The sequence below is a fragment of the Paenibacillus sp. cl6col genome (assembly GCF_900102125.1).
In the GTDB taxonomy this organism is placed as follows: Bacteria; Bacillota; Bacilli; order Paenibacillales; family Paenibacillaceae; genus Paenibacillus_B; species Paenibacillus_B suaedae.
Genome location: NZ_FNAZ01000001.1, coordinates 943,095 through 964,337 on the forward strand (window position 1 = coordinate 943,095; position 21,243 = coordinate 964,337).

16 protein-coding genes and 2 pseudogenes are annotated in these 21,243 nt (G+C 44.6%); 4 read left to right on the forward strand and 14 right to left on the reverse strand.

The features are described from left to right. Window positions 1–421 precede the first annotated feature (421 nt). The 7 genes from BLS15_RS04035 to zwf form a co-directional block, all read right to left on the reverse strand. Window positions 422–1,696 carry an L-lactate MFS transporter gene (locus tag BLS15_RS04035; RefSeq protein WP_028532605.1) on the reverse strand — a complete coding sequence of 425 codons (1,275 nt, stop codon included), beginning with the start codon at window positions 1,694–1,696 and terminating at the stop codon, window positions 422–424. Between the two features lie 164 nt (window positions 1,697–1,860). Next, on the reverse strand, window positions 1,861–2,607 hold the full coding sequence (locus BLS15_RS04040) for a LytR/AlgR family response regulator transcription factor (protein WP_021254023.1): 747 nt from the start codon (window positions 2,605–2,607) through the stop codon (window positions 1,861–1,863). Beyond that, complete coding sequence (locus BLS15_RS04045) at window positions 2,604–4,247, reverse strand: sensor histidine kinase (protein ID WP_028532606.1); 1,644 nt, start codon at window positions 4,245–4,247, stop codon at window positions 2,604–2,606. Before BLS15_RS04045 ends, BLS15_RS04040 begins: the two co-directional genes overlap by 4 nt. 212 nt (window positions 4,248–4,459) lie before the next feature. After that, the gene (gene gndA, locus BLS15_RS04050) at window positions 4,460–5,881 is read right to left on the reverse strand and encodes an NADP-dependent phosphogluconate dehydrogenase (RefSeq protein WP_028532607.1); all 1,422 of its coding nucleotides are present in this window, start codon (window positions 5,879–5,881) and stop codon (window positions 4,460–4,462) included. Window positions 5,882–6,005: 124 nt separating this feature from the next. Next, window positions 6,006–6,674: a fructose-6-phosphate aldolase gene (gene fsa / locus BLS15_RS04055; protein ID WP_021255212.1), complete on the reverse strand. Its 669-nt coding sequence runs from the start codon at window positions 6,672–6,674 to the stop codon at window positions 6,006–6,008. A gap of 37 nt (window positions 6,675–6,711) precedes the next feature. Next, window positions 6,712–8,706: a transketolase gene (gene tkt, locus BLS15_RS04060; protein ID WP_090510011.1), complete on the reverse strand. Its 1,995-nt coding sequence runs from the start codon at window positions 8,704–8,706 to the stop codon at window positions 6,712–6,714. After that, on the reverse strand, window positions 8,684–10,207 hold the full coding sequence (gene zwf, locus BLS15_RS04065; RefSeq protein ID WP_028532609.1) for a glucose-6-phosphate dehydrogenase: 1,524 nt from the start codon (window positions 10,205–10,207) through the stop codon (window positions 8,684–8,686). Before zwf ends, tkt begins: the two co-directional genes overlap by 23 nt. Window positions 10,208–10,333: 126 nt before the next feature. Here zwf and BLS15_RS04070 point away from each other — a divergent pair, with 126 nt between their 5' ends. Both BLS15_RS04070 and BLS15_RS04075 read left to right on the forward strand, forming a co-directional pair. After that, a complete protein-coding gene (locus BLS15_RS04070; RefSeq protein ID WP_028532610.1) occupies window positions 10,334–11,230 on the forward strand; it encodes a LysR family transcriptional regulator in 897 nt (298 codons plus the stop codon). A 115-nt stretch (window positions 11,231–11,345) separates the two neighbouring features. Beyond that, window positions 11,346–11,966, forward strand: a complete 621-nt coding sequence (locus tag BLS15_RS04075; RefSeq protein WP_028532611.1) for an NAD(P)-dependent oxidoreductase — start codon at window positions 11,346–11,348, stop codon at window positions 11,964–11,966. A gap of 143 nt (window positions 11,967–12,109) precedes the next feature. On the opposite strand, the gene BLS15_RS04080 is transcribed toward BLS15_RS04075, so the two are convergent. From BLS15_RS04080 to BLS15_RS04095, 5 genes and pseudogenes are all read right to left on the reverse strand, one after another. Then, entirely contained in the window at window positions 12,110–12,592 is a 483-nt protein-coding gene (locus tag BLS15_RS04080; RefSeq protein ID WP_028532612.1) for a GNAT family N-acetyltransferase, read from the reverse strand. A 73-nt stretch (window positions 12,593–12,665) separates the two neighbouring features. Then, window positions 12,666–12,767: pseudogene (locus BLS15_RS28440) on the reverse strand (Zn-dependent protease); the annotation flags it as partial. A 324-nt stretch (window positions 12,768–13,091) separates the two neighbouring features. Next, window positions 13,092–14,567, reverse strand: coding sequence for an aminotransferase class I/II-fold pyridoxal phosphate-dependent enzyme (locus BLS15_RS04085; RefSeq protein ID WP_028532613.1), 1,476 nt, complete (start codon window positions 14,565–14,567; stop codon window positions 13,092–13,094). 145 nt (window positions 14,568–14,712) lie between these two features. After that, complete coding sequence (gene nspC / locus BLS15_RS04090) at window positions 14,713–15,840, reverse strand: carboxynorspermidine decarboxylase (protein WP_021255218.1); 1,128 nt, start codon at window positions 15,838–15,840, stop codon at window positions 14,713–14,715. 1 nt (window position 15,841) lies between these two features. Next, on the reverse strand, window positions 15,842–17,080 hold the full coding sequence (locus BLS15_RS04095) for a saccharopine dehydrogenase family protein (protein WP_021255219.1): 1,239 nt from the start codon (window positions 17,078–17,080) through the stop codon (window positions 15,842–15,844). A 1,068-nt stretch (window positions 17,081–18,148) separates the two neighbouring features. Between BLS15_RS04095 and BLS15_RS28855 the strand changes: the two genes are divergently transcribed. Continuing rightward, window positions 18,149–18,316: a hypothetical protein gene (locus BLS15_RS28855; protein ID WP_175460709.1), complete on the forward strand. Its 168-nt coding sequence runs from the start codon at window positions 18,149–18,151 to the stop codon at window positions 18,314–18,316. Window positions 18,317–18,574: 258 nt separating this feature from the next. On the opposite strand, the pseudogene BLS15_RS29925 reads toward BLS15_RS28855, so the two are convergent. After that, window positions 18,575–19,414: pseudogene (locus BLS15_RS29925) on the reverse strand (TnsA endonuclease N-terminal domain-containing protein). A 155-nt stretch (window positions 19,415–19,569) separates the two neighbouring features. Then, window positions 19,570–20,211 carry a hypothetical protein gene (locus tag BLS15_RS04115; protein ID WP_090510015.1) on the reverse strand — a complete coding sequence of 214 codons (642 nt, stop codon included), beginning with the start codon at window positions 20,209–20,211 and terminating at the stop codon, window positions 19,570–19,572. Window positions 20,212–20,804: 593 nt separating this feature from the next. Here BLS15_RS04115 and BLS15_RS04120 point away from each other — a divergent pair. Continuing rightward, window positions 20,805–21,243, forward strand: a 439-nt coding sequence (locus BLS15_RS04120) for an IS110 family transposase (protein ID WP_139170636.1), incomplete at its 3' end; no start/stop codon positions are given.

Below are 21,243 nucleotides of genomic sequence, written 5' to 3' on the forward strand. Positions count from 1 at the left end.
AAGAATTAAACCACTTATACTTTTGATCCATATTTCACTATATCTATCTAAAATGGAACTTATTTAAAACGGAATCAAATGTTAAATTTTAATTAATGCTTCCCCCATTAGCTTTACAGAACATGAGATTGAATACTGCTGAGGAGCACATTCAGACATGGATCATGTGAATGGATAAATATGGAATGTTGGATCTTGAGGTGGATTTGACTCTAGAGGGTGTTAGACGATCCCGTGTAGGCAAACGTGAAGCGTCCACAAGTGTGCTCGAACAAATACAGGGAGTTAATTAGACAGTACGAGCATTAGAATAAACAAAAAAACAGGCGTCTTTGCACCGCTTATCTGTGCGAAAGACACCTGTTTAATTATCTAACACTCTTTCAGTGACCTATCCTACCAATAGGAGGTTCCACTGCGATTATCCTACATTGTAACGCGGTTTTAGCACTTCTTGGTTTACTACTGGTTTCACTTCTTGGTTCTTCTTCGACTGATTACGCCCGCTAGGTACGGAGATAAAGATCGCAATCAAGAAAGAGAGCATACACAAGACCGCGATGACGGTAAAGGTAATATGAAAACCACCGAACAGAGCACTAAGGAACGAACCAGCCAAGGCACCTAAACCGAATCCCTGATAAATGATTCCATAGTTCTTGCTTTGGTTCTTCAAACCGAAATAGTCAGCCACAATCGCTGGGAAGACCGTGATATTACCGCCAAAGCAGAATGCGATCACCGCGACACAGGTGAAGAAGATGCCCAGGTTCAAAGGTACGAAGTTTAAAGCCATGACGGACAATGCCGTTGCAAAAAGCGCTCCCGCCACCACTTTCATACGTCCTACTTTATCAGACAATGCACCGAGGATGATCCGGCCAGCCGTATTGAAAATCGCCACCATAGCTACCGCATTCGCTGCTGTGCTGACATCAAGACCGGCAAGCTGTACCCCGATGTCTTTGACGATACCAATCAGGTACAATCCACTCATACAAGCTGTGAAAAGAATAATGAAGAGCATATATGCTTCTTTCGTACGCAGCATTTCTTTGACTGTATAATTCCGCCCACTCTGCGACCCCGTATTTGCGTTCGCAGGTGTTTCCGTAATTACGGCTTCTTTGATTAAGAACGAACCGGCAATTACCATCACCATCACGATCAATCCCCAGACCAGAAATGCATAGGAGACACCCATCGTATTGATGAAATTCGCATTGATATATTTAAAGACCAAGCTGCCTGTCCCAAAGGCTCCCACCGAGATTCCGGATATTAACCCTTTGCGTTCAGGAAACCATTTTATTAAATTCGATAGCGATGTAATATATGCTGTACCATCCGCAAAACCAACAACCACGCCAGCCAGCAAGTACAACATCCACAACGATGAAACCTGTGAGCTAGCGATTAGCCCTGCACCGAGAACAGCACCTGCAATCATTGTCATACGCCGAATTCCGATACGATCCTGAATCTTACCAGCGAACAGTGTCGAGAAAGCCAGTGCAAAACTAGTGATGGAAAATGTAATCGATACGGAGCTAAGCTCCCATCCAAACTTGTCAGCTAACGGCTGATTAAATAAACTCCACGTATATATGGTTCCTAATCCCATTTGTACAATGATTGTTCCAAGGACGATCATCCATCGATTTACTTGCGACCCAGTTGCTTGATGCGTTCTCATGATAGATCCCTCTTTCCATTCTGCTATGATCAAGAGTTGTGTTTTATCTGTAGGGAAGTGAAAGCCTTTTTACGCTTTGCTTTTTACACCCTTATCTTACAAGATAAAACGCTTACTTGAGCCATGAGCGACATGAAATGACGGGATTGCGGAATGAACTGCATTTATATATGCATCAACTGCCTAAATTCTTTGACTTTACTTCTGCTGACGGGTACTTTGGCATCCATATCACGTAGACGCAGCAGGTAGGTATTGTTGAACCATGGAACGATTTCATGGATTTGAGACAAATTGACGGTATAGGAACGATGACAACGATAGAATCGATCTTGTGGCAGCATAGCATGAAAGTCCGATATACTCATCGGCATTGTGTAGGTACCGCTCTTCGTGAATACGTTGGTCACCTTCTCTTGTGCTTCCGCATAGTAGATGTCATCGCTATCAGTTACGATATACTTATCATTTTTCAACAGATTAATGCGTTTCTCCTCAGCTCTTTGCCTGCTGTCCGGGGGATTTGAACTTCCTCCTTGCTGCACATCCCGTTCGAAGGCGGTCTCCAGCTTACGTAACATCGCGGCAATCCGGTTCTCATCGTAGGGCTTCAAGATATAATCAAAAGCTTCCAGTTCAAAAGCTTGGGCTGCATGTTCCTTATACGCTGTTGTAAAAATAACATACGGTTTATGCGCGAACTTACTGATATTCGTCGCGAGCAGCATCCCATCCAAGGATGGAATGTTAATATCGAGAAAAATCGCATCGACTTCCTTCTCCTGCAGAAATTTGAGCACATCAAGGCCATCTTCGAATCGCTCCACGATTTCAATGCGGCTATGTTTGGTAATCAAATATTCCAGCTCTTCACTGGCCAAAACTTCATCTTCCACAATTATCGCTCTCATCGTGTCTCCTTCTGTATGTCAAAAAAGATATTCGTTCCTTGATCTAGCCGCTCCATAGTAACACCATGCCCGAAAATGAGCTTCACACGCTTGTACACATTGAACAGACCAATATGATTCGGTGGAACGCGCTCCTCTATCACCTGTTTGATGATATCTTCACGGATACCCACGCCAGTATCCCGCACGCCAATCCGAATGTACTCTTCTGTATCTTTGACATAGATAGTGACCGTTCCAGGCCCTCTCTCCTTCAATATGCCGTGGACAATCGCATTCTCCACTAACGGTTGAATGATGAGACTCGGAATCTTCACGGCGACTTCATCCACATCATAAACGACATGCAGCCGATTTCCGAAGCGTGCTTTTTCAATCTCTACGTAATTCCGAACCTGCTCCAGCTCCTTATGGATATCGATCAATTCATCCGTTAGCTCCAAATTATAACGTAAGTATCCGGATAAATTGACGATCAGCTCCCTCGCTTGGTCTGGCCTAGTCCGGATCGAGGATCCAATTGCATTTAGCGCATTGAACAAAAAGTGAGGCTGAATCGTTGTCTGCAGCGCTTTGAGCTCCGCTTTATTCGCCATCTCCTTAATCTCTTCCACACGAGAAACTTCCATTAATGTTGAAATGATCTGGGACAAACCGACGGCCATAGTCTGCAGCGGATAGGTAATTTTATGCGCTTTCCGATAATAAATCTTCAAGGTCCCCGTCACTTCTTCCCGCTCTTTCAGCGGAATAATAAGCAAGGATTGAATGCCGGGCATCGCATCGTCCAACGCATGGTTGCTTATCATGAACTCCCCGCTCCGTATCGTCTGTTTGGTCATATCACTTATGATCTCATGCCGAAGTTGATAGCGGTCTTCCCCAAAACCGACGTAAGCGAGCACGCTCGAGGAATCCGTAATCGCCACCGCATCGGCTTGAATGTCTTCTTTAATAATGGAACAGATCTTGTGCAAGGATTCGGTATTGATGGAGCGGAAATAGGGCAATGCCTTATTTGCAATGTCCAACGCCAACTTCGCTTGCTGCGCAGCGATTCCTTCCCGTTCACTTTCTACATTCTGAATTAACAAAATGATCAATCCCACATTCAATTGCCCGAGAATCATCGGTGTAGCAATTCTGGATACAATCTCATTGCCTAATGTAGTAGGCTGCGCCATGAATATGATCAACAGCATCGTTAAGGCCTCGCAAGCCATCCCGGCAAGAATCCCGATAAACCAACGTTTCGCCTTTGGTGTGCGAAGATGAATATACCCAGATACCAGCCCCGCAATAATACTCGTGATGAGACATGGAATCGAGGTCACCCCGCCGATATCGATCAAATAACGATGGATTCCGGACACCACGCCCACGACTAGACCGACCCAAGGCCCAAACAAGATGCCCCCTGCCGTTATTACGATGATCCGTACGTTGACGAGCGAGCCTTCCACATCGATGCCTGAGTAGGTACCGAATAGTGCAAAGGTACAGAACAGAAGCGTCACGACGGCGAACTCCTTCGTTGTCAGTGATTCCTTTTGCAGAATCTGCTTAAAGCTCGGAATACGAGTTAAGAAAAACAAAATAATGAGCAATAATGCTGCCCGCTCAAAGAGCTGAAGCAGCATTGTGAAATCTCCGTTTATTGGAAACTACCTCCCGTTATCTCAAGCTGTTGTTTGTTTATTTTATCAAAGTTTGCTCTGTTTTCACGTTCCAAATCCATACATAAAAAAAGAGCGTGTTTTGAAAAAGATTGATCAAAACACGCTCTTAACATACTCTATTGAACTATTCTTTTATTTAAGGTTTAAAGGATTACTACACAATAATAAATCACTTATTGTTCATTGTTTTCCATCCATTGAAAGTGGAAACTCCCCTTTTTATCAAGCCGCTCGAACGTATGCGCCCCAAAATAATCCCTCTGTGCCTGCAGTAAATTAGCCGGTAGTCTCTCTGTCCGATAGCTGTCATAATAAGCTAAAGCGGAAGCGAAAGCAGGAACCGGAATTCCTCTAGTTACGGCAATCGATACGACTTTTCTCCAGGCTTCCTGATAGTTAGCAATAATCCCACTGAAGTATTCGTCCAACAACAAGTTTTTCAATTCTGGGTTCCGGTCGTATGCATCCTTAATATTTTGTAAGAACCTTGCGCGGATAATACATCCCCCGCGGAAGATCATGGCGATGCCTCCATAGTTCAAATTCCAATTATACGCGTCGGAAGCAGCTCTCATTTGCGCAAAGCCTTGCGCATACGAAGCGATTTTGCTGGCATACAAAGCCTTGCGGACGGCCTCGATGAATTCATTGGGATCGCCGTCGTAGCTTGAAGCCGCGGGGCCTTTCAGCTGCTTGCTTGCTGCCACGCGTTCTTCTTTCATAGCGGAGATAAACCGCGCAAACACGGATTCAGTAATAATGGACAATGGAACTCCTAAATCCAATGCGCTTTGGCTCGTCCATTTCCCCGTTCCTTTCTGTCCTGCCGAATCGAGGATGACATCCACCATTGGCTTGCCGGTCTCCGGATCAGTCTTCGAGAAAATATCGGCTGTAATTTCAATCAAATAACTATCCAGTTCGCCTTTGTTCCATTCGGAGAAAATGTCATGCAGCTGCTCGGTATTTACGTTCAATACATCTTTGAGCAGATGATACGCTTCGCCGATGAGCTGCATATCGCCGTATTCAATGCCGTTGTGCACCATTTTGACATAATGGCCGGCACCGTCTTCTCCGATATAAGTCGAGCAGGGATCGCCGTTCACTTTGGCCGAAATGGCGGTCAGGATGGGCGCTACCAGTTCATACGCCTCTTTTTGCCCGCCCGGCATAATCGCGGGGCCGTTTAGCGCTCCCTCTTCGCCGCCCGAGACACCTGCGCCAATAAAACGGAATCCCTTGGCTTGCAGCTCTTTATTTCTTCTTTGCGTATCAGGGAAATAGGCGTTCCCGCCGTCGATAAGAATATCCCCTTGACTCAGGTAAGGAACTAGCTGATTGATGGTATCGTCTGTCGGTTGTCCCGCTTTGACCATAATTAGAATTTTCCGCGGCGTCTCGAGCGATTGGACGAATTCTTCGACACTGTACGTGCCGACGAAATTCTTGCCTTGCGCCTCCTCCAGAAGCTCATTCGTTTTCTCTGGCGAACGATTGTATACTGCAACTGAGAACCCTTTGCTTTCTATATTTAAGGCTAGGTTTTTCCCCATGACGGCCAAGCCTACTACGCCGATTTGCTGTTTTTTCATTGCAATTCCCTCCCTGTCATTTCTCTCTCTTTGTAGATAAACGTTTGATGAGCCCGGCTTTTTGCGCTTCGAAACCAGACTTGCCCAGCAACAACATATTGATCTTGTATATTTTAATCGCAGCTTAAATCCCTGCTGTTTTTTTCCAATCGGCAGCGAATTTGTCCATGCCTTGATCCGTTAAGGGATGCTTGGAAATTTGTTCGATCACCGCAAATGGAATCGTGGCTATATGCGCGCCTGCCATTGCTACGCGTGTCACGTGATCCGGATGGCGGACGGATGCCGCGATAATTTGCGTGTCCAGGTTATGCACTCGGAACAACTCAGCAACTTTCGTGACGAGCTGGACGCCGTCTTCCGATATATCATCCAAGCGGCCAAGGAACGGCGAGACATAGGTAGCACCTGCACGAGCGGCCAGTAAAGCTTGATTCACAGTGAAAATCAGCGTCACGTTCGTTTTCACGCCTTTGTCGCTCAAGTAGCGGCAAGCTTCAAGTCCAGCGAGCGTCATCGGAAGCTTGATCGTGATGTTTTTGTCATTATTATTAATTTTGATTAGTTCGTCCGCTTGCGCGATCATTTCTTCTGCTGTCACCGCATCAGGCGTTACTTCAGCGGAGACCGATTCAACTCCGGGTACTTCCCGCAAAATCTCGGCGATTCGATCTTCAAATTTCACACCTTCCTTAGCAACCAACGACGGATTCGTCGTAACACCGGATAAAATACCGATTTTATATGCTTTTTTGATGTCTTCCACATTTGCAGTATCGATAAAGAATTTCATAGGTAAGTACCTCCATTGTTTTATTTGTAATTTACTATTACTTCAGTAGTTCCTTCGTAAGGCGAACCACTTCAGTTACGGAGAAACCAAAGTACTCCATAACCTCTGTACCGGAACCAGAAGCGCCGAATGTATCAATCGACAGTACTTTTCCTCCTTGTCCCGTATAACGATCCCAGCCTAACGAAATGCCAGCTTCAATGGCCACCCGCTTCGTAACGGAATTAGGAAGAACACTCTGCTTGTACTCATCGGGTTGACGATCGAACAGTTCTCTGCTCGGCATGGCAACGATGCGTACGGAGATGTTGTCCCGTTCCAACTCCGCCTTGGCGTTCATGGCCAGAGAAACCTCGGAGCCGGTTCCGATTAGGATGACATCCGGCTGACCGCCCGTTTCGCTCAAGACATAAGCGCCTTTGGCTACCCCTTCAACATTGGCCTTGGTTGCTTCATATATAGGCAGATTTTGTCTGCTCAACACTAAGGCTACCGGACCTTCATTTTGCTGTAGAGCGTACGCCCAGGCGCTTGCCGTTTCATTGGCATCGGTCGGACGAATGACCGTAAGTCCCGGAATGGTGCGCAGTGCAGCCAAGTGCTCGACGGGTTCATGCGTAGGTCCATCTTCCCCAACAGCAATGGAATCATGGGTAAACACATAAATCACAGGCAGTTTTTGCAGCGCAGCCAAACGAATAGACGGGCGCAAATAATCGCTGAATACGAAGAAGGTGCTTACGAATGGCTTTACACCTCCATGCAGGGCCATGCCATTGCCGGCTGCACCCATAGCATGCTCACGAACGCCAAAGTATATATTGCGTCCCGAGTAAGACTCCACGGCAAACTTTTGCTCTCCTTTGATGTCCGTCATCGTCGAATGTGATAAATCCGCACTTCCTCCAAAAATCGAAGAAACGGTTTTTACGTAATGATTTATCGCTTCGCCGCTTGCTACGCGGGTAGAAATCGATTTGGAAGTGTCGAACGTAAGGATTTCTGCGGCCTCAATCGACACGGAGCCGTCGATGACTTGCTCAAGCTCCTTACCCTCCGCAGGATATTGCGCTTTATAGGCAGCGACCAATTTGTTCCACGCTTCTTCTTTGGCCTCGCCCTTACGTTTCAGCTGCTCGAAATGCGCTTTGACTTCTTCCGGAACGGTGAACTCTTCCTCATACTTCCAGCCGTAAGCTTCCTTGGTCGCCTTCGCCTCTTCTTTGCCCAGTGGATTGCCGTGTACTTTGTTCGTTCCCGCTACCTTGCTGCCGTAACCGATAATCGTCCGAATTTCGATAAGCGTCGGCTGGGCATCATTTTGCTTAGCTGCCGCGATCGCTTCGGTAATCTGGGAAATATCATTGCCGTCCTCGACCCGGATATATTCCCAATTGGCCGATTCCGCTCTTTTTTGCATATTTTCGCCGAAGGAGAGATTAAGCTCTCCGTCCAACGAGATGTCGTTGGAATCATACAATACGACTAACTTTCCAAGCTTCATATGTCCTGCCATGGACATCGCCTCGTAAGAGATTCCCTCCATCAAGCAGCCGTCTCCGACAAGCGCATACGTATAATGATCGATTACTGGGAATCCGTCTTGATTGAATTTCGATGCCAAATGAGCTTCGGCCATCGCCATCCCGACTGCCATCGCCAACCCTTGTCCCAGAGGTCCAGTTGTCGCTTCTACGCCATCCGTGTGCCCATATTCGGGATGCCCCGGCGTTTTGCTGTGCAGCTTGCGAAACTGTTTTAAATCGTCAAGCGACACCTGATATCCCGACAAATGCAGCAGGCTGTAGAGCAAGGCTGATCCGTGACCCGCAGACAGAACGAAGCGGTCGCGGTTAAACCATTTGGCATGGCCGGGATTGTGATTTAACAGTCTGGACCAAAGGGCGTATGCCATTGGTGCTGCCCCCATCGGCAGCCCCGGATGACCGGAATTGGCACGGTTGATAGCATCGATAGACAATGTTCGGATCGTATCGATGGATAATTGATCAATGGTTTCCTTGGTAAGCATATTGTTCTCCTTCTTCCGCTTTAATATTTCCTTCTGATTTGTCATCGAACCACCAATGATAGCCGTCCTGCGCCAACAACGCATCGGATTCGGCAGGTCCATAAGTACCCGCTTCATACCGATGAAGTGGAACCAGATTCTCCTCGAATGCTTCCAGGATCGGTTGAACCCATTGCCACGACAATTCGACTTCATCCCAATGTGCGAAGAACGTAGGATCTCCTTGCAATGCATCGTAAATCAAATTTTCGTAAGCTTCGGGAACATCGCCCTTGCTCTCATGAAAGTTCATCTGAAGGGGCTTGAACTCCCCTTTATGCAAAGGATCCCTTGTATTTAATTGCAGCGTAATGCCCTCGTTAGGACTAATTTCAAATACCAGAAGGTTAGGCGATTTTCCTTCTGTATTTGCCTGTGAGGACTTCGTTAACAGATCCTTGAACTCAATTACAATCCGCGTTGATTTCTCTTTCATTCGTTTGCCTGTACGGATATAAAAAGGAACGCCGCGCCAAAAGAAATCATTGATCTCCAATTTAGCGGCAATAAACGTATCGTTCATGGAAGTAGAAGCGATTCCTGGTTCGGAGATATAGCCGATTACCGGCTTACCTTGAACGGTTCCTGCTTTGTACTGCCCGCGGATAATGCTCGCGCTCACTTCCTCTTTTTGCAGCGGCTCGAGAGCTTCCATCACCTTTTTCTTCTTAAAGCGCACCATTTCCGAGTCGCTGTTGATTGGAAGATGACTTGTCAGCATCATCAGTAATTGCAGCATATGGTTTTGGAACATGTCTCTTACGGCACCTACATGATCGTAATAACCCGCTCTTTCTTCTACGCCGACGGTCTCGTTTGCCGTAATTTGCACGTTGGCAATATAACGATTCGTCCATAAGGCATTAAGAACCGGATTCTGCTGCAAAATCTCAAGCTTCTGGATCAGTGGCTTGCCGAGATAATGGTCGATTCGGTAAATTTCATGATCCGAAAAAGCTTGGCTCAGCTTCTGATTTAAATCACGAGCAGATTTCAAATCATGGCCGAATGGCTTCTCGATCACGAGACGCTTCCAGCCATTCGCGGAACCGAGCCCGCTTTCCTTAATGCTCGCTGTGATCGTTTCAAAAAATTCAGGTCCAACAGATAAATAAAACAGGCGATTCGGCGGAATATGCAGCTCTTCTTCTCTCTGTTCAATCAGTTGCAGCAGCTTCCTATAATCTTCTTTGCGATCTATATGAAGAACGCTGTAACGGAATGCGCTCAAAAAATCTTTGATTAACGCAGAATTGTTCGCTTCGCGTCTGGAAAAAGTACGGATAGACTGCTCGACATTTGCCTGAAACGATTCATCAGACAGTTCTCTTCTCCCAAGACCAAATAAGGAGAATGATTGCGGCAGCTTCCGATCGATATACAAGTTGTAAAGGGCAGGGTATATTTTTCTTTTGGCTAAATCCCCTGTCGCTCCAAACAAAACAAAAGTGGTCGGCTCCATGTTTCTCTCTCCTTCAAGCAGCGCTCTCTTAATAAAGCTCTGGTTTCTATTTCGTAGTTCCACTATAATACGAATATCATCTATACAAGTAATAAATATATTTCACAGGAGCTATAGACCACATCTATGAGCATAAATTACGAATTGTACAAAGTATTTTATTGGGCTGCGAAGACAGGCAGCTTGACACAGGCTGCCAAGGCCTTATTTCTAACCCAACCTAGCGTCAGCCACGCCATCAAACAGCTTGAAAACAGCTTCGGCGTCACTTTGTTTTACCGGAATTCAAAGGGCGTTGGGCTGACGAGAGAGGGCGCCATCCTGTATTCCTATATTGAGCAGTCACAGATCTTAATATCGCTGGCCGAAGAAAAAATGGAAGCACTTAAAAATTTGGACAGCGGCGAGCTGCGGATTGGCGGAAGCGATTCGCTGTTCAAGCATTATTTGCTCCCGTACTTGGAGGACTTTCATGAGAAGCATCCCGGGATCAGACTTCACCTGAATCATGGAACTACGCCGGAAATCATCTCCTTCTTAAAAGAAGGGAAAATTGATTTAGGCGTCATCCGTATGCCTATCGTCGATACCCAACTTGAAGTGAGGGAGACTTTTCAGCTGCAGGAATGCTTCGTAGCGGGGACACGTTATGCCGAGCTCAAGGATGCGGTTTTAACGCTGGATATGCTGCTCCAGTACCCAATTATCCTGTTCTCGCGCAATAGCAGGGCACGAATGACCATTACGGAATTATTTCAAAGCTACGGCTATAAGCTCGCACCTAAAATTGAGGTCGGAAGCGTAGATCTTCTCATCGAGTTTGCTCGGAAAGGACTCGGAATTTCATACGTGACGAGAGAATTTGTGTCGAAAGAGCTGGAAGAGGGCACCCTCTTCGAGATTCAATTGGACGTGCGGCTGCCGCCATCTCACGTGGGGATTATGATTATGCGCAACATGCCGCTTTCCATGGCAGCATGCGGGTTTATCGAGATGATTCAAACGTGTCCCCTGTCAAAGTAGGCACATTCAGATAGGCTTTGCTTTGCAAGGTCTTCATCATCTGGCCCATCATGGCGTGAAACCAACGGTCTCTACCACTTTTAAAGAAAGACTAGAGAGTAAGGGAGAAGGAAAAATGAAAATATGTATATTGGGATCAACAGGGAGAGTTGGATCAGAGCTACTGAAACTAGCATTACAAGATTCGCATGATATTACAGTCTTAGTGCGTGATCAGAATAAGCTTGCAGGTTCGCATAGGAATCTACAGATCATCGAGGGAAATGTACTAGATGAACATGATGTGAAGAAGGCGTTTAAGGAAGCTGATATCGTTATCAGTGCTCTTGGAACAGATGGGAATGGCACGTTGTCGAAAAGTATGCAAACCATTATTAAACATATGAAAAAAGAGGGGATAAGCCGAATCGTTACAATTGGAACAGCGGGTATTTTACAAGCTCGCACTAATCCGAAGATCTATCGGTTCCAATCGGAAGAATCAAAAAGAAGAAGTACCACAGCTGCCGAAGATCATTTAGCTGCTTATCTAGCCTTAAAAAATAGTGGGCTATGCTGGACGATTATTTGTCCTACCCATTTAATCGATGGCGAAAAAACGGGCATGTATCGAACTGAGGTAGATGTGCTACCATTGAACGGATCGAAAATTACAGTGGGCGATACTGCTCATTTTACCTGGTCTTTGATAAATAAAGAAGGATATGAGAATAGCCGTGTCGGCATCGCTTATTAAATACCGTCCCAAAGCCGTTGACTAGTTTTTTTATGGTAGTAATAGGTTTCCACAAGAAAAAAATTGTGCCGATCTGTAATTTTATTTGGTCGGCACAATTATATGGTTTCACTCTTTTTTACCAATGTTAATTTTGTCTCCGTTCACTTTAGTTCCATATCCATAAACACATCCGCTCTTACATAGGGCATGGGCCCGATCTGCTCGACAGGAACGCGCTTGAACCCAACCGATTCGTATAAATGAATGGCGTTCGGTAGCTTGGTGCTGCTGCCCAAGAAGATCGATGTCGCGCCAAGTCCGCGTGCGCGGTTAATGGCGGCATGGATGATTTCCCGTCCGTATCCACGTCTTCGCAACTCGGGTATAACGCTCATTTTTGAGAGCTCGAACACCCCAGCACCAGTCGGCACGAGTGCAACGCATCCAACGATCGAATCGCTATCGCGTGCGATGAGTACGTCTCCTCCTCTGTTCACGATGTTCTCCACCGGATTATCGAGGAGTATCCGATCCGCCTCTTCGACTGTGAAGATTCGGGCGATCCATTCTTCGTTAAGTGTTTTGAAGGCCCGAGCTTCTTCGGGCGTCTGCATCGAAGTAATCGTGAGCACTGTTTCAAGCATCCTATGTTTCCTCCTCTTGTAAAGGTTCGTCGCCTACTGCACCCGTCCTGTCATCAGATAAATAGCGAGTCATTGGAGCCATCATTTCGTTTCTGAATAATTCAAGCTTTTCCTCGGGCGATGCTTGAGCAACTTTTTGATAAATATAATCTGAACGCATTGATTTTATGTTCATACCTCTCACCACTAGTTATTTATAGTGAGAATTATGCACTATGACGTAACGTCATAGTCAAGTACTTTGGATCAAATATATTTATCAAACTATCCTGGTATTGCTTAGTGAGGCCAAGGCAGTCTAACACTTTATTTTTCAGGTATCGCAACTCTTACCACTCCGCGCCTCAACAATACAAGTCCATGCCCCTTCGGGGTGGCCGATGTATAGCTTCGAAGGAGGCCGAAGACGGACTATATCGCCCGTCTGCCCTTCAATCAAAATGACCAGACTTGCATTGACGGCGCTTCGTGGTGCACTCTACGCGTAAGGTATGCAGATTTAGGAGATCGGGTCGGTTTCCACGATCACCTTGACATTTTGGATGTACCGATCCTCCGGTCCTTTCACCGGAAGCCCCACCTCCACATGATCGACAATGTAATCGATGTTGTCTTGGGAGATCACTTCGCCCGGCAGCAGGATTGGAATACCCGGCGGATAGACATATATGAACTCGGCAATGATTCGACCGGCTGATTCCTTGAACGGAATGACTTCGGTATCTCCGTAAAATGCATCCCTTGGAATCAGGGAGAGATGAGGAATTTCCGGGATCTTCACGATTAGCTCATTTGCAGTGTTCACGTTGTAATACGTTCCAGCTAACTCACGGAGAGCTGTAAGCAGTACCGACACCGTTTCCTCGTTGTCGCCTGGGGTTACCAGGCAGAGGATGTTGTACATATCACTGAGCTCGACCTCAATGTTATAATGCTCACGCAGCCAGTTTTCCGCTTCAAAGCCTGTAATGCCCAGATGGCGGACATGGATGGTGAGTTTGGTCGGATCATAATCAAAGGTGGCCTCGTCCCCAAGGATTTCTTCCCCGAAGCAGTACAGACCTTCCATTTCATTAATGCTGCGGCGGGCTTTTTGGGCAAGATCAATCGTTCTTTGCGCCATGTCATGGCCGTTAATCGCTAGATTGCGTCTGGATGTATCCAATGATGCAAGCAGCACGTATGAAGTAGAAGTTGTTGTCAGCATACTGATGATCGTCTGCACGCGCTGAGGATTCACATAGCCGTTTTTTGTATTCAGGTTGAGAACCGAGCTTTGTGTCATAGAACCCCCAAGCTTATGCACACTAGTTGCGGCCATATCCGCACCAGCTTCCATAGCGGACATCGGCAGATCCTCATGGAAATGGATAAGTACCCCATGCGCTTCGTCTACGAGCACTGGAACATGGCGGCTGTGGGCAAGATCGACGATTTCCTTCAGATTGGCGCATACGCCGAAGTATGTCGGGTTAATAACCAGAACCGCTTTGGCATCCGGATGGCGATCCAGTGCACGCTGTACGGATTTGGTTGTAATGCCGTGATCGATTCCAAGATTCTCGTCGCGAACCGGAGATATGAATACTGGCTTCGCGCCGGAGAAAATGATGGCCGACATGATCGATTTGTGCACATTGCGTGGTACGATAATTTTGTCCCCAGGCGAGCATGTAGACAAAATCATGGTCATAATGGCACCACTCGTCCCCTGTACGCTGAAATAAGTATAATCTGAGCCAAATGCGTCGGCTGCAAGCTTTTGCGCTTCTTCAATAACACCGGTAGGCTGATGGAGATCATCCAGCGGCGCAATGTTAATCAAATCTATAGATAGGGCACTATCGCCTATAAACTCTCTGAACTCACTGTCAGTTCCTACGCCCTTTTTATGACCGGGAATATGAAATTGTACGGGATTGCTCGCCGCATGTTCTTTCAGAGCTGTAAATAGCGGCGTGTTACGGTGATCCATTTTATGCTGTCACAACCTTTCTAAGCAGTTCCGGCTCGAAATCTTTCCATTTTACGCCGAATAGCAGATACATGTCCTTTTGGCCGACTTCAGCCAAGTTATATTCACGCTTAATTCCCATCGGAGTTAAGGCTTTGGTTATTCATTAAGCTAGTCTCATCTTAAAATCCTGATAACCGAACTCGCGCACGACGCGGCAATTCCCATCCTTCTCCTGCACAGCGATGGCCGGCAGCGGCATGCCGTTGAAGGTATTGGTTTTGACCATGGAGTAGATCGCCATATCTTCAAATACTAATCTGTCGCCGCTCTTGAGAGGCTGATCGAAGGAATAGTCTCCGATGACATCGCCCGTAAGGCAGGTCGGACCACCGAGTCGGTAAGCGTATGGCTTCTCCCCGAATTCGCCCGAGCCGACCAGAGGTGGACGATAAGGCATTTCCAGAACATCCGGCATATGACAGGTAGCCGACGTGTCCACGATTGCAATCTCGATGCCGTTGCGATGGATATCCAACACGGAAGTGACCATATAGCCCGCGTTAAGCGCGATGGCTTCTCCTGGTTCGAGGTATACTTCCAAGCCGTATTTATTTTGCATTCGCGTTATGCAAGCTTCGAGCTTCGGGATATCGTAGTCTTCTCTCGTGATATGGTGACCGCCGCCGAAATTGATCCATTCCATTTGCGCCAGCCAAGGTCCGAACTTGTCTTCGACCGCATTCAGCGTGGTCTCTAAATCGTCCGAGTTCTGTTGGCAAAGGGTATGAAAGTGCAATCCCGAAACGCCTTCCAACAGTTCCGGCTGGAAATCCTCCCGTTTGACGCCAAATCTTGAGCCCGGCGAACAAGGATCATAGATCTCATGCCCCACTTGCGTTGAACATTCCGGATTGATACGAAGGCCAATTTTTCTGCCAGCAGCAAGAGCCTTCGCTTTATACTTTTCCAACTGGGAGAAGGAATTGAAGATGATGTGGTCGCAAATGGAAATAATCTCATCGATCTCATCTTCACGATAAGCAGGGGCAAAGACATGATTTTCTTTGCCCATTTCTTCGTGACCCAGTCGTGCTTCGAATAATCCGCTCGCGGTCGTACCGCTTAAGTATTTTCCGATGAGCGGATACATCGCAGTCATGGAAAAAGCCTTTTGCGCCAGTACAATTTTGGCTCCCGTACGCTGCATGACGCCGTTCAATATTTTCAGGTTTTTCTCGATGAGTGCTTCATCGACTACAAAACAGGGTGTCGGTAATTCCTCAAACCGCATCTTAACGAACGAGCTCCGGCTCTTTAGCTTCCTCAGGCAAGGCGTCAACCAGCACAGGGTTGAAGTCTTCTACCCATGGAAGTCCCCATTTGTTCAGCTCCTCCATGAATGGATCCGGATTGAACTCTTCGACATTGTATACGCCCGGTTTGTTCCATTTGCCGGTGAGGATCATCGCCGCGCCGATCATGGCAGGAACGCCCGTTGTATAGGAGATGGCTTGGGAGCCCACTTCCTTATAGCACTCTTGGTGGTCGCAAACATTGTAGACATAGTACGTCTTGTCTTGGCCGTCTTTCTTCCCTTTGAAGATACAGCCGATGTTCGTTTTGCCTACTGTACGAGGTCCAAGGGAGGACGGATCCGGAAGTACAGCCTTCAGAAATTGAAGCGGAATGATTTGTTTTCCTTCGTATTCGATTGGTTCGATGGAGGTCATTCCTACGTTTTCAAGCGCCTTCAAATGCATGAGATAACTTTGGCCGAAAGTCATGAAGAAACGGATGCGTTTCAGACCAGGGATGTTTTGCGCAAGAGACTCGAGCTCTTCATGGTACAGCAGATACATGTCCTTTTGGCCGACTTCTGCAAAGTTATATTCACGCTTAATTTCCATCGGTTTTGTTTCGATCCATTCCCCGTTTTCCCAGTAGCGGCCATTGGCAGACACTTCGCGGATATTGATTTCCGGGTTGAAGTTGGTTGCGAAAGGATAACCGTGATCCCCGCCATTGCAATCCAGAATGTCGATATATTCGATTTCGTCAAAGTAGTGTTTCAACGCATAAGCCGAGAATACGCCGGTTACGCCAGGGTCGAATCCGCTGCCGAGCAGTGCTGTAATTCCTGCTTTTTCGAAGCGTTCCCGATATTCCCACTGCCATTTGTATTCGAATTTCGCCGTATCTTCTGGCTCATAGTTCGCTGTATCCATATAATGCGTTCTGGTAGCCAGGCAGGCATCCATGATCGTCAAATCCTGGTAAGGCAGAGCCAAGTTCATGACGATATCCGGTTTGACTTCGTTAATCAGAGAGATCAGCTCTTCAACGTTATTGGCATCGACCTGTGCGGTTGTAATTTTAGTTTTGCCGCCGTCCAGTTTTGCTTTCAGATCATCGCATTTGGACTTCGTACGGCTGGCGATGCAGATTTCTTCGAAGACCTCGCTGTTTTGAACGCATTTATGAACTGCTACAGATGCTACGCCACCGGCGCCAATGATTAGTGCTTTTCCCATTTTTCAATCTCCTCACCGAATTCAATTTTTTTCACTGTAAAAACGGCAACAAAAAAAGCAAGTGAAACACGCACCATGCGCATCACACTTGCTTGATATATTTAAAAAATAAGATATTCCCAATAAACATGACAGAACAAACTCCTAGCGTGCTTATCAGTCACCCCTAGGACTCATCGTTTCATGGAAGAGCTCTTATATTCAAATATATTTTGTTAGGATCAGAGTCTATATAGCAAATAATGCCTTTACCACTCTTATTGACCGTTTCACAAGTTGTGTGCGTATTGCACTGGTTGTAAAGTAACCAACTTATAAAATTTGAGCTTTTAACTCAATCAATAAGGCAACGAAAAGTTGCCAGTCGGCATTTGACCCGGCTGTCCGTATGGCCTTAACTTCCGGAGAGGAAGTGGTCAAAAATTATCTGCTTGGAAAGATCCTAAAAATATATTGAATATTCGCTTTCCAAAATTAATGCTTCTTCATAATAGCAGGATCGGAATTATTGAGCAAGAAGAAATTTTAAAAAAATCAAACCGTCATTCCTGCATACGTTGACAATTAATCATGGACATATGTGCATAAATTGGACTAAATCTATGTTTTGAATATCTTGCTGCCCGGTGCCAAGTGAAAAGACAGTGGTACTTGGCAGCCAGCTTCACCAATCCACACTGCACTTTATGACAGTTACGCCGGTACAAATTTCCCATGTAAAAATTCCCTCATTAACCTATATTTTTGTAAATAAAAAGAATCCATTTTAATAAAAGATTGATCAAAACGGATTCATGCTTCGGCCACGATCATTGAAGAATAAGCGGTTATTAGGCAGCTTTCAGGTGAAAAATGTTTACCCTAATAAGGATGAATCCGGATTCCGTGGGATTCAGGCTTACTAAGGAAGAAGCTAGAAAGATTGCTATACTCGATATAATGGAGGTAAAAAGAATAATGAAGATGTTCAAACATAGGATCACCGGGCAGTATGAAGATAATATAACATTTATTTCCTTAATAAATAAACAAATTAAGTAGAATATAATTATCAGGAGGTGATAAAACATGAACAATGAAAAGCCAAGAGATCCCCAGCACCACACTGACCCGGCAGAGGGAAAATATTGTAAAAATGAGGGAGCAAGAGTTTGTACTACTGGTGACTATTATTTAGTATGTGAAAATAATCATTGGAAAGCTGTACATCAATATTGTGAAAGCGATAAGGCCTGAGAAATCAGGTCTTTTTTACGGGCTATTGTTCTATAATTCTATTAGCTAATTCTACTGTTTTTGGATCACGCTTAGACTTTGCCCTTATAAACTCCCCAATCCGTATATTCATATTTTTACAATAAAAAAACTAAACTAAGAAGTCGGAACCGTACGCTCTAGCTGGATATTCATCATTGTATACTGGTAGGGATACTATTTCCGTAGCAAGTGTTAATGTCGAATCGGTCACATATTGAAACACTTGATTAATATAAATCATCCGTATTTCACCTTCTCTAAATTACCTTCATCAATACACTTAATATCAATTGTTTGCTCTAAATCAATCGGATTTTGCATATCAATGACTACAATTTTTCTAGCAAGTAAGTGATAAAATAGTGTAACGCCACTTCCAAAAGGTAAGTGTATATCTGTATCAAACTCATTAGTAATTTCACAGATACTTCGTGAATTATTCAATAGGCGATTCATAAGAGACATGGATAAATCCTCAATATTTTGGTCACCCATTTCTTGATATACATCATAGCTGCGAGTATCAAAAAAATCATAGATATAATTTAATATTTCTAGCCATTGTCTTATGAATTTCCTCCTCTATTACAGTTGCCCAATTAATGCTTCTTCGCTTCCAATATTCCCGTTCAATTTCAAACTTCTCTAACACACGTTCTTCTAACAGCTTATCTTTCATTTATATAGTATGAGCGACTTCAAATACACCTTGCCCCTTATCAACTGTTAATAAAAAGTCCATTGTCATAACAATTGGATCGCCTGTTTTTGAATCAGCTGGGTGTTTAATCCCAAGCTCTTCAGCAATGATAATCGTCTCTTCTTGTGGTAATAAAGGAATTTGTTCACGAATATCCAAAATGACATCAGAAAATTCAGTCAAATAAAAGTAATTTCGCTCCAAATCTGATAAAAACTCATGTTGTCTGGCGGTTTTTATACCTTTTAATCTTGTTGACCGACCTAATGAGGAAACATCTTGAATTTTAAGCCAAGGCTGATATCTGCCCCACTGCCAGTTCCTCGACCCTCTTTAATCCACTTATCAATTTTAGATGTTCTTTTTCTTTTCGACACAAAAACACCCCTTTAGATAATCATATCCAAAGGGGCAAAGCTTCGCAGTTTTTTTATAAACGTCGCGACTTTATTTTAAACATCGCATCTTTTTTACAAACATCGTGACTTTATTTTAAATCCACAAAATAATGTAGCTTTTGAACAAAGTTCGATTAAAAGTAAGTTGCAAATGCACCATTTTCGTTATTCAATAAATATCTTTTATCATTAACAACATTATGGTAATCAATCTCTAAAAAATATGTTGCTTTACTTAGAACGTCATAAAAGAAAGGAACAAACTCCAAATCTTTAAAAACATAAATTTCTATTTGTTCATCATTATTTCTATTTGCTTCAAATATACGATGGTTTCCATTGATACAATAAGGTTTGTTGTTGGTTAAATATCGACTCTGAAGTACCATTACAGGATTTTTATGATTGGGTTTTATTCGGTTTGGGTCTTTATTTATGTTACCTTGGTCAACAGATTCAATTATATTCGATGGAGAAGTCTTTATGGGTTTAATGTTTTTTTCTTTTATAAATGTAGTAGCCCCGTCTATGTCTAAGGTATACTCAAATACCCCAGTCGTGAACTCTGCATATAACGAGAATGTCTCCTGACCAATTGGATGTATCACTGGGTAAGTTTCATCTAGAAGAGTTTGGTTTAAAATATCAGTCCATTTTGAGGCAACTTCAGCCCCATAGCTGGATTCTTTCCGCATTACTTGAATGCGTGAAATAAAGTGTTTAAAAGGTTTGAATTCCTGAGACTCTTTTTCGAATAATTCTATTTCACTTACCATTTAATATCCCCTTTGCTATTTTATATTTAGAGTAACCCTCTTCAACTCTTTAGCCCCGTTAGCCATCCATGAAGTGCAAAAATAAGCTCTTCGCCACAGAAAACTCCCGTTCCTCTAACTTCTTCAGCAACTGCTATTCCTATTTCAGGAGTGTTACTGTCTACATAACCATATCCCTTATTAAATTCGTTAAACAATCTATATCAGACAGCCCCGACTGCTTGGTTATTAGTATTTAATGCTATTAATGCTGTATGCTGTATCGCCCTTTCTTCCCCAACCTTCATGATATTTTTTTATATGTGGTTTATTTTTAGGAATATGAATAGATGCATAAAGCATATCCGTCAAAAAATAAAATTCACTTTTTTTGGATTCCCAATAATAACCACCGTTTATACACCCCATTATTTTTTAAGACATTTTATTTACTTCTATGTAAAACAATTATTTTCCTTCTTCAATTAAACTGCCCCGTTAGAATTCCTGTAATACGAATAATTGGGTGGTTGAACAAAAACGAGCGCCTCGGTACGATGGGGTTGTGCACGAGGTCATTGCCTCAATAATCCCATCCAGGAGGTCGCTCTACTATGAAGTTTAAGGCACAGGACAAGCAAAATCAACTCATTGAAAACATTACCGTTCATCACCTAGTCATCGGCGTAGATATCGCCCAAGAATTCCATGTGGCCCGCGCAGTCAGCTTTCGTGGAATTGCATTAGGTACACCGCTAGAGTTTGGCAATCATCTTGAGGGGTTTGAGATGCTGGGACGCTGGATCCATGATCTACTCAAAGTCTACAAGCTTAACAAAGTCATTGTAGGCATGGAACCCACCGGACATTACTGGCTAAATCTCGCACGTTGGCTCTCTTCTCAGAGCATTGAGTCCGTTCTTGTTAATCCCCATCTCGTCAAAAAGAATAAGGAGAACCGTGACAATACCCCATCTAAAAGCGACCGCAAGGACGCTCTTGTCATTGCAGATATGGTCAAAAACGGGTATTACTCCCCTGTTCGTTTTCATC

Excerpts from the sequence above, each read along its gene's own strand:
- BLS15_RS04070 (WP_028532610.1), top strand. The coding sequence starts at position 10,334 with ATGAGCATAAATTACGAATTGTACAAAGTATTTTATTGGGCTGCGAAG.
- BLS15_RS04035 (WP_028532605.1), bottom strand. The coding sequence starts at position 1,696 with ATGAGAACGCATCAAGCAACTGGGTCGCAAGTAAATCGATGGATGATC.
- BLS15_RS04045 (WP_028532606.1), bottom strand. The coding sequence starts at position 4,247 with ATGCTGCTTCAGCTCTTTGAGCGGGCAGCATTATTGCTCATTATTTTG.
- BLS15_RS28855 (WP_175460709.1), top strand. The coding sequence starts at position 18,149 with ATGAACAATGAAAAGCCAAGAGATCCCCAGCACCACACTGACCCGGCA.
- BLS15_RS04095 (WP_021255219.1), bottom strand. The coding sequence starts at position 17,080 with ATGGGAAAAGCACTAATCATTGGCGCCGGTGGCGTAGCATCTGTAGCA.
- gndA (WP_028532607.1), bottom strand. The coding sequence starts at position 5,881 with ATGAAAAAACAGCAAATCGGCGTAGTAGGCTTGGCCGTCATGGGGAAA.
- BLS15_RS04040 (WP_021254023.1), bottom strand. The coding sequence starts at position 2,607 with ATGAGAGCGATAATTGTGGAAGATGAAGTTTTGGCCAGTGAAGAGCTG.
- fsa (WP_021255212.1), bottom strand. The coding sequence starts at position 6,674 with ATGAAATTCTTTATCGATACTGCAAATGTGGAAGACATCAAAAAAGCA.
- BLS15_RS04115 (WP_090510015.1), bottom strand. The coding sequence starts at position 20,211 with ATGGTAAGTGAAATAGAATTATTCGAAAAAGAGTCTCAGGAATTCAAA.
- BLS15_RS04080 (WP_028532612.1), bottom strand. The coding sequence starts at position 12,592 with ATGCTTGAAACAGTGCTCACGATTACTTCGATGCAGACGCCCGAAGAA.
- nspC (WP_021255218.1), bottom strand. The coding sequence starts at position 15,840 with ATGCGGTTTGAGGAATTACCGACACCCTGTTTTGTAGTCGATGAAGCA.
- tkt (WP_090510011.1), bottom strand. The coding sequence starts at position 8,706 with ATGCTTACCAAGGAAACCATTGATCAATTATCCATCGATACGATCCGA.
- zwf (WP_028532609.1), bottom strand. The coding sequence starts at position 10,207 with ATGGAGCCGACCACTTTTGTTTTGTTTGGAGCGACAGGGGATTTAGCC.
- BLS15_RS04075 (WP_028532611.1), top strand. The coding sequence starts at position 11,346 with ATGAAAATATGTATATTGGGATCAACAGGGAGAGTTGGATCAGAGCTA.
- BLS15_RS04085 (WP_028532613.1), bottom strand. The coding sequence starts at position 14,567 with ATGGATCACCGTAACACGCCGCTATTTACAGCTCTGAAAGAACATGCG.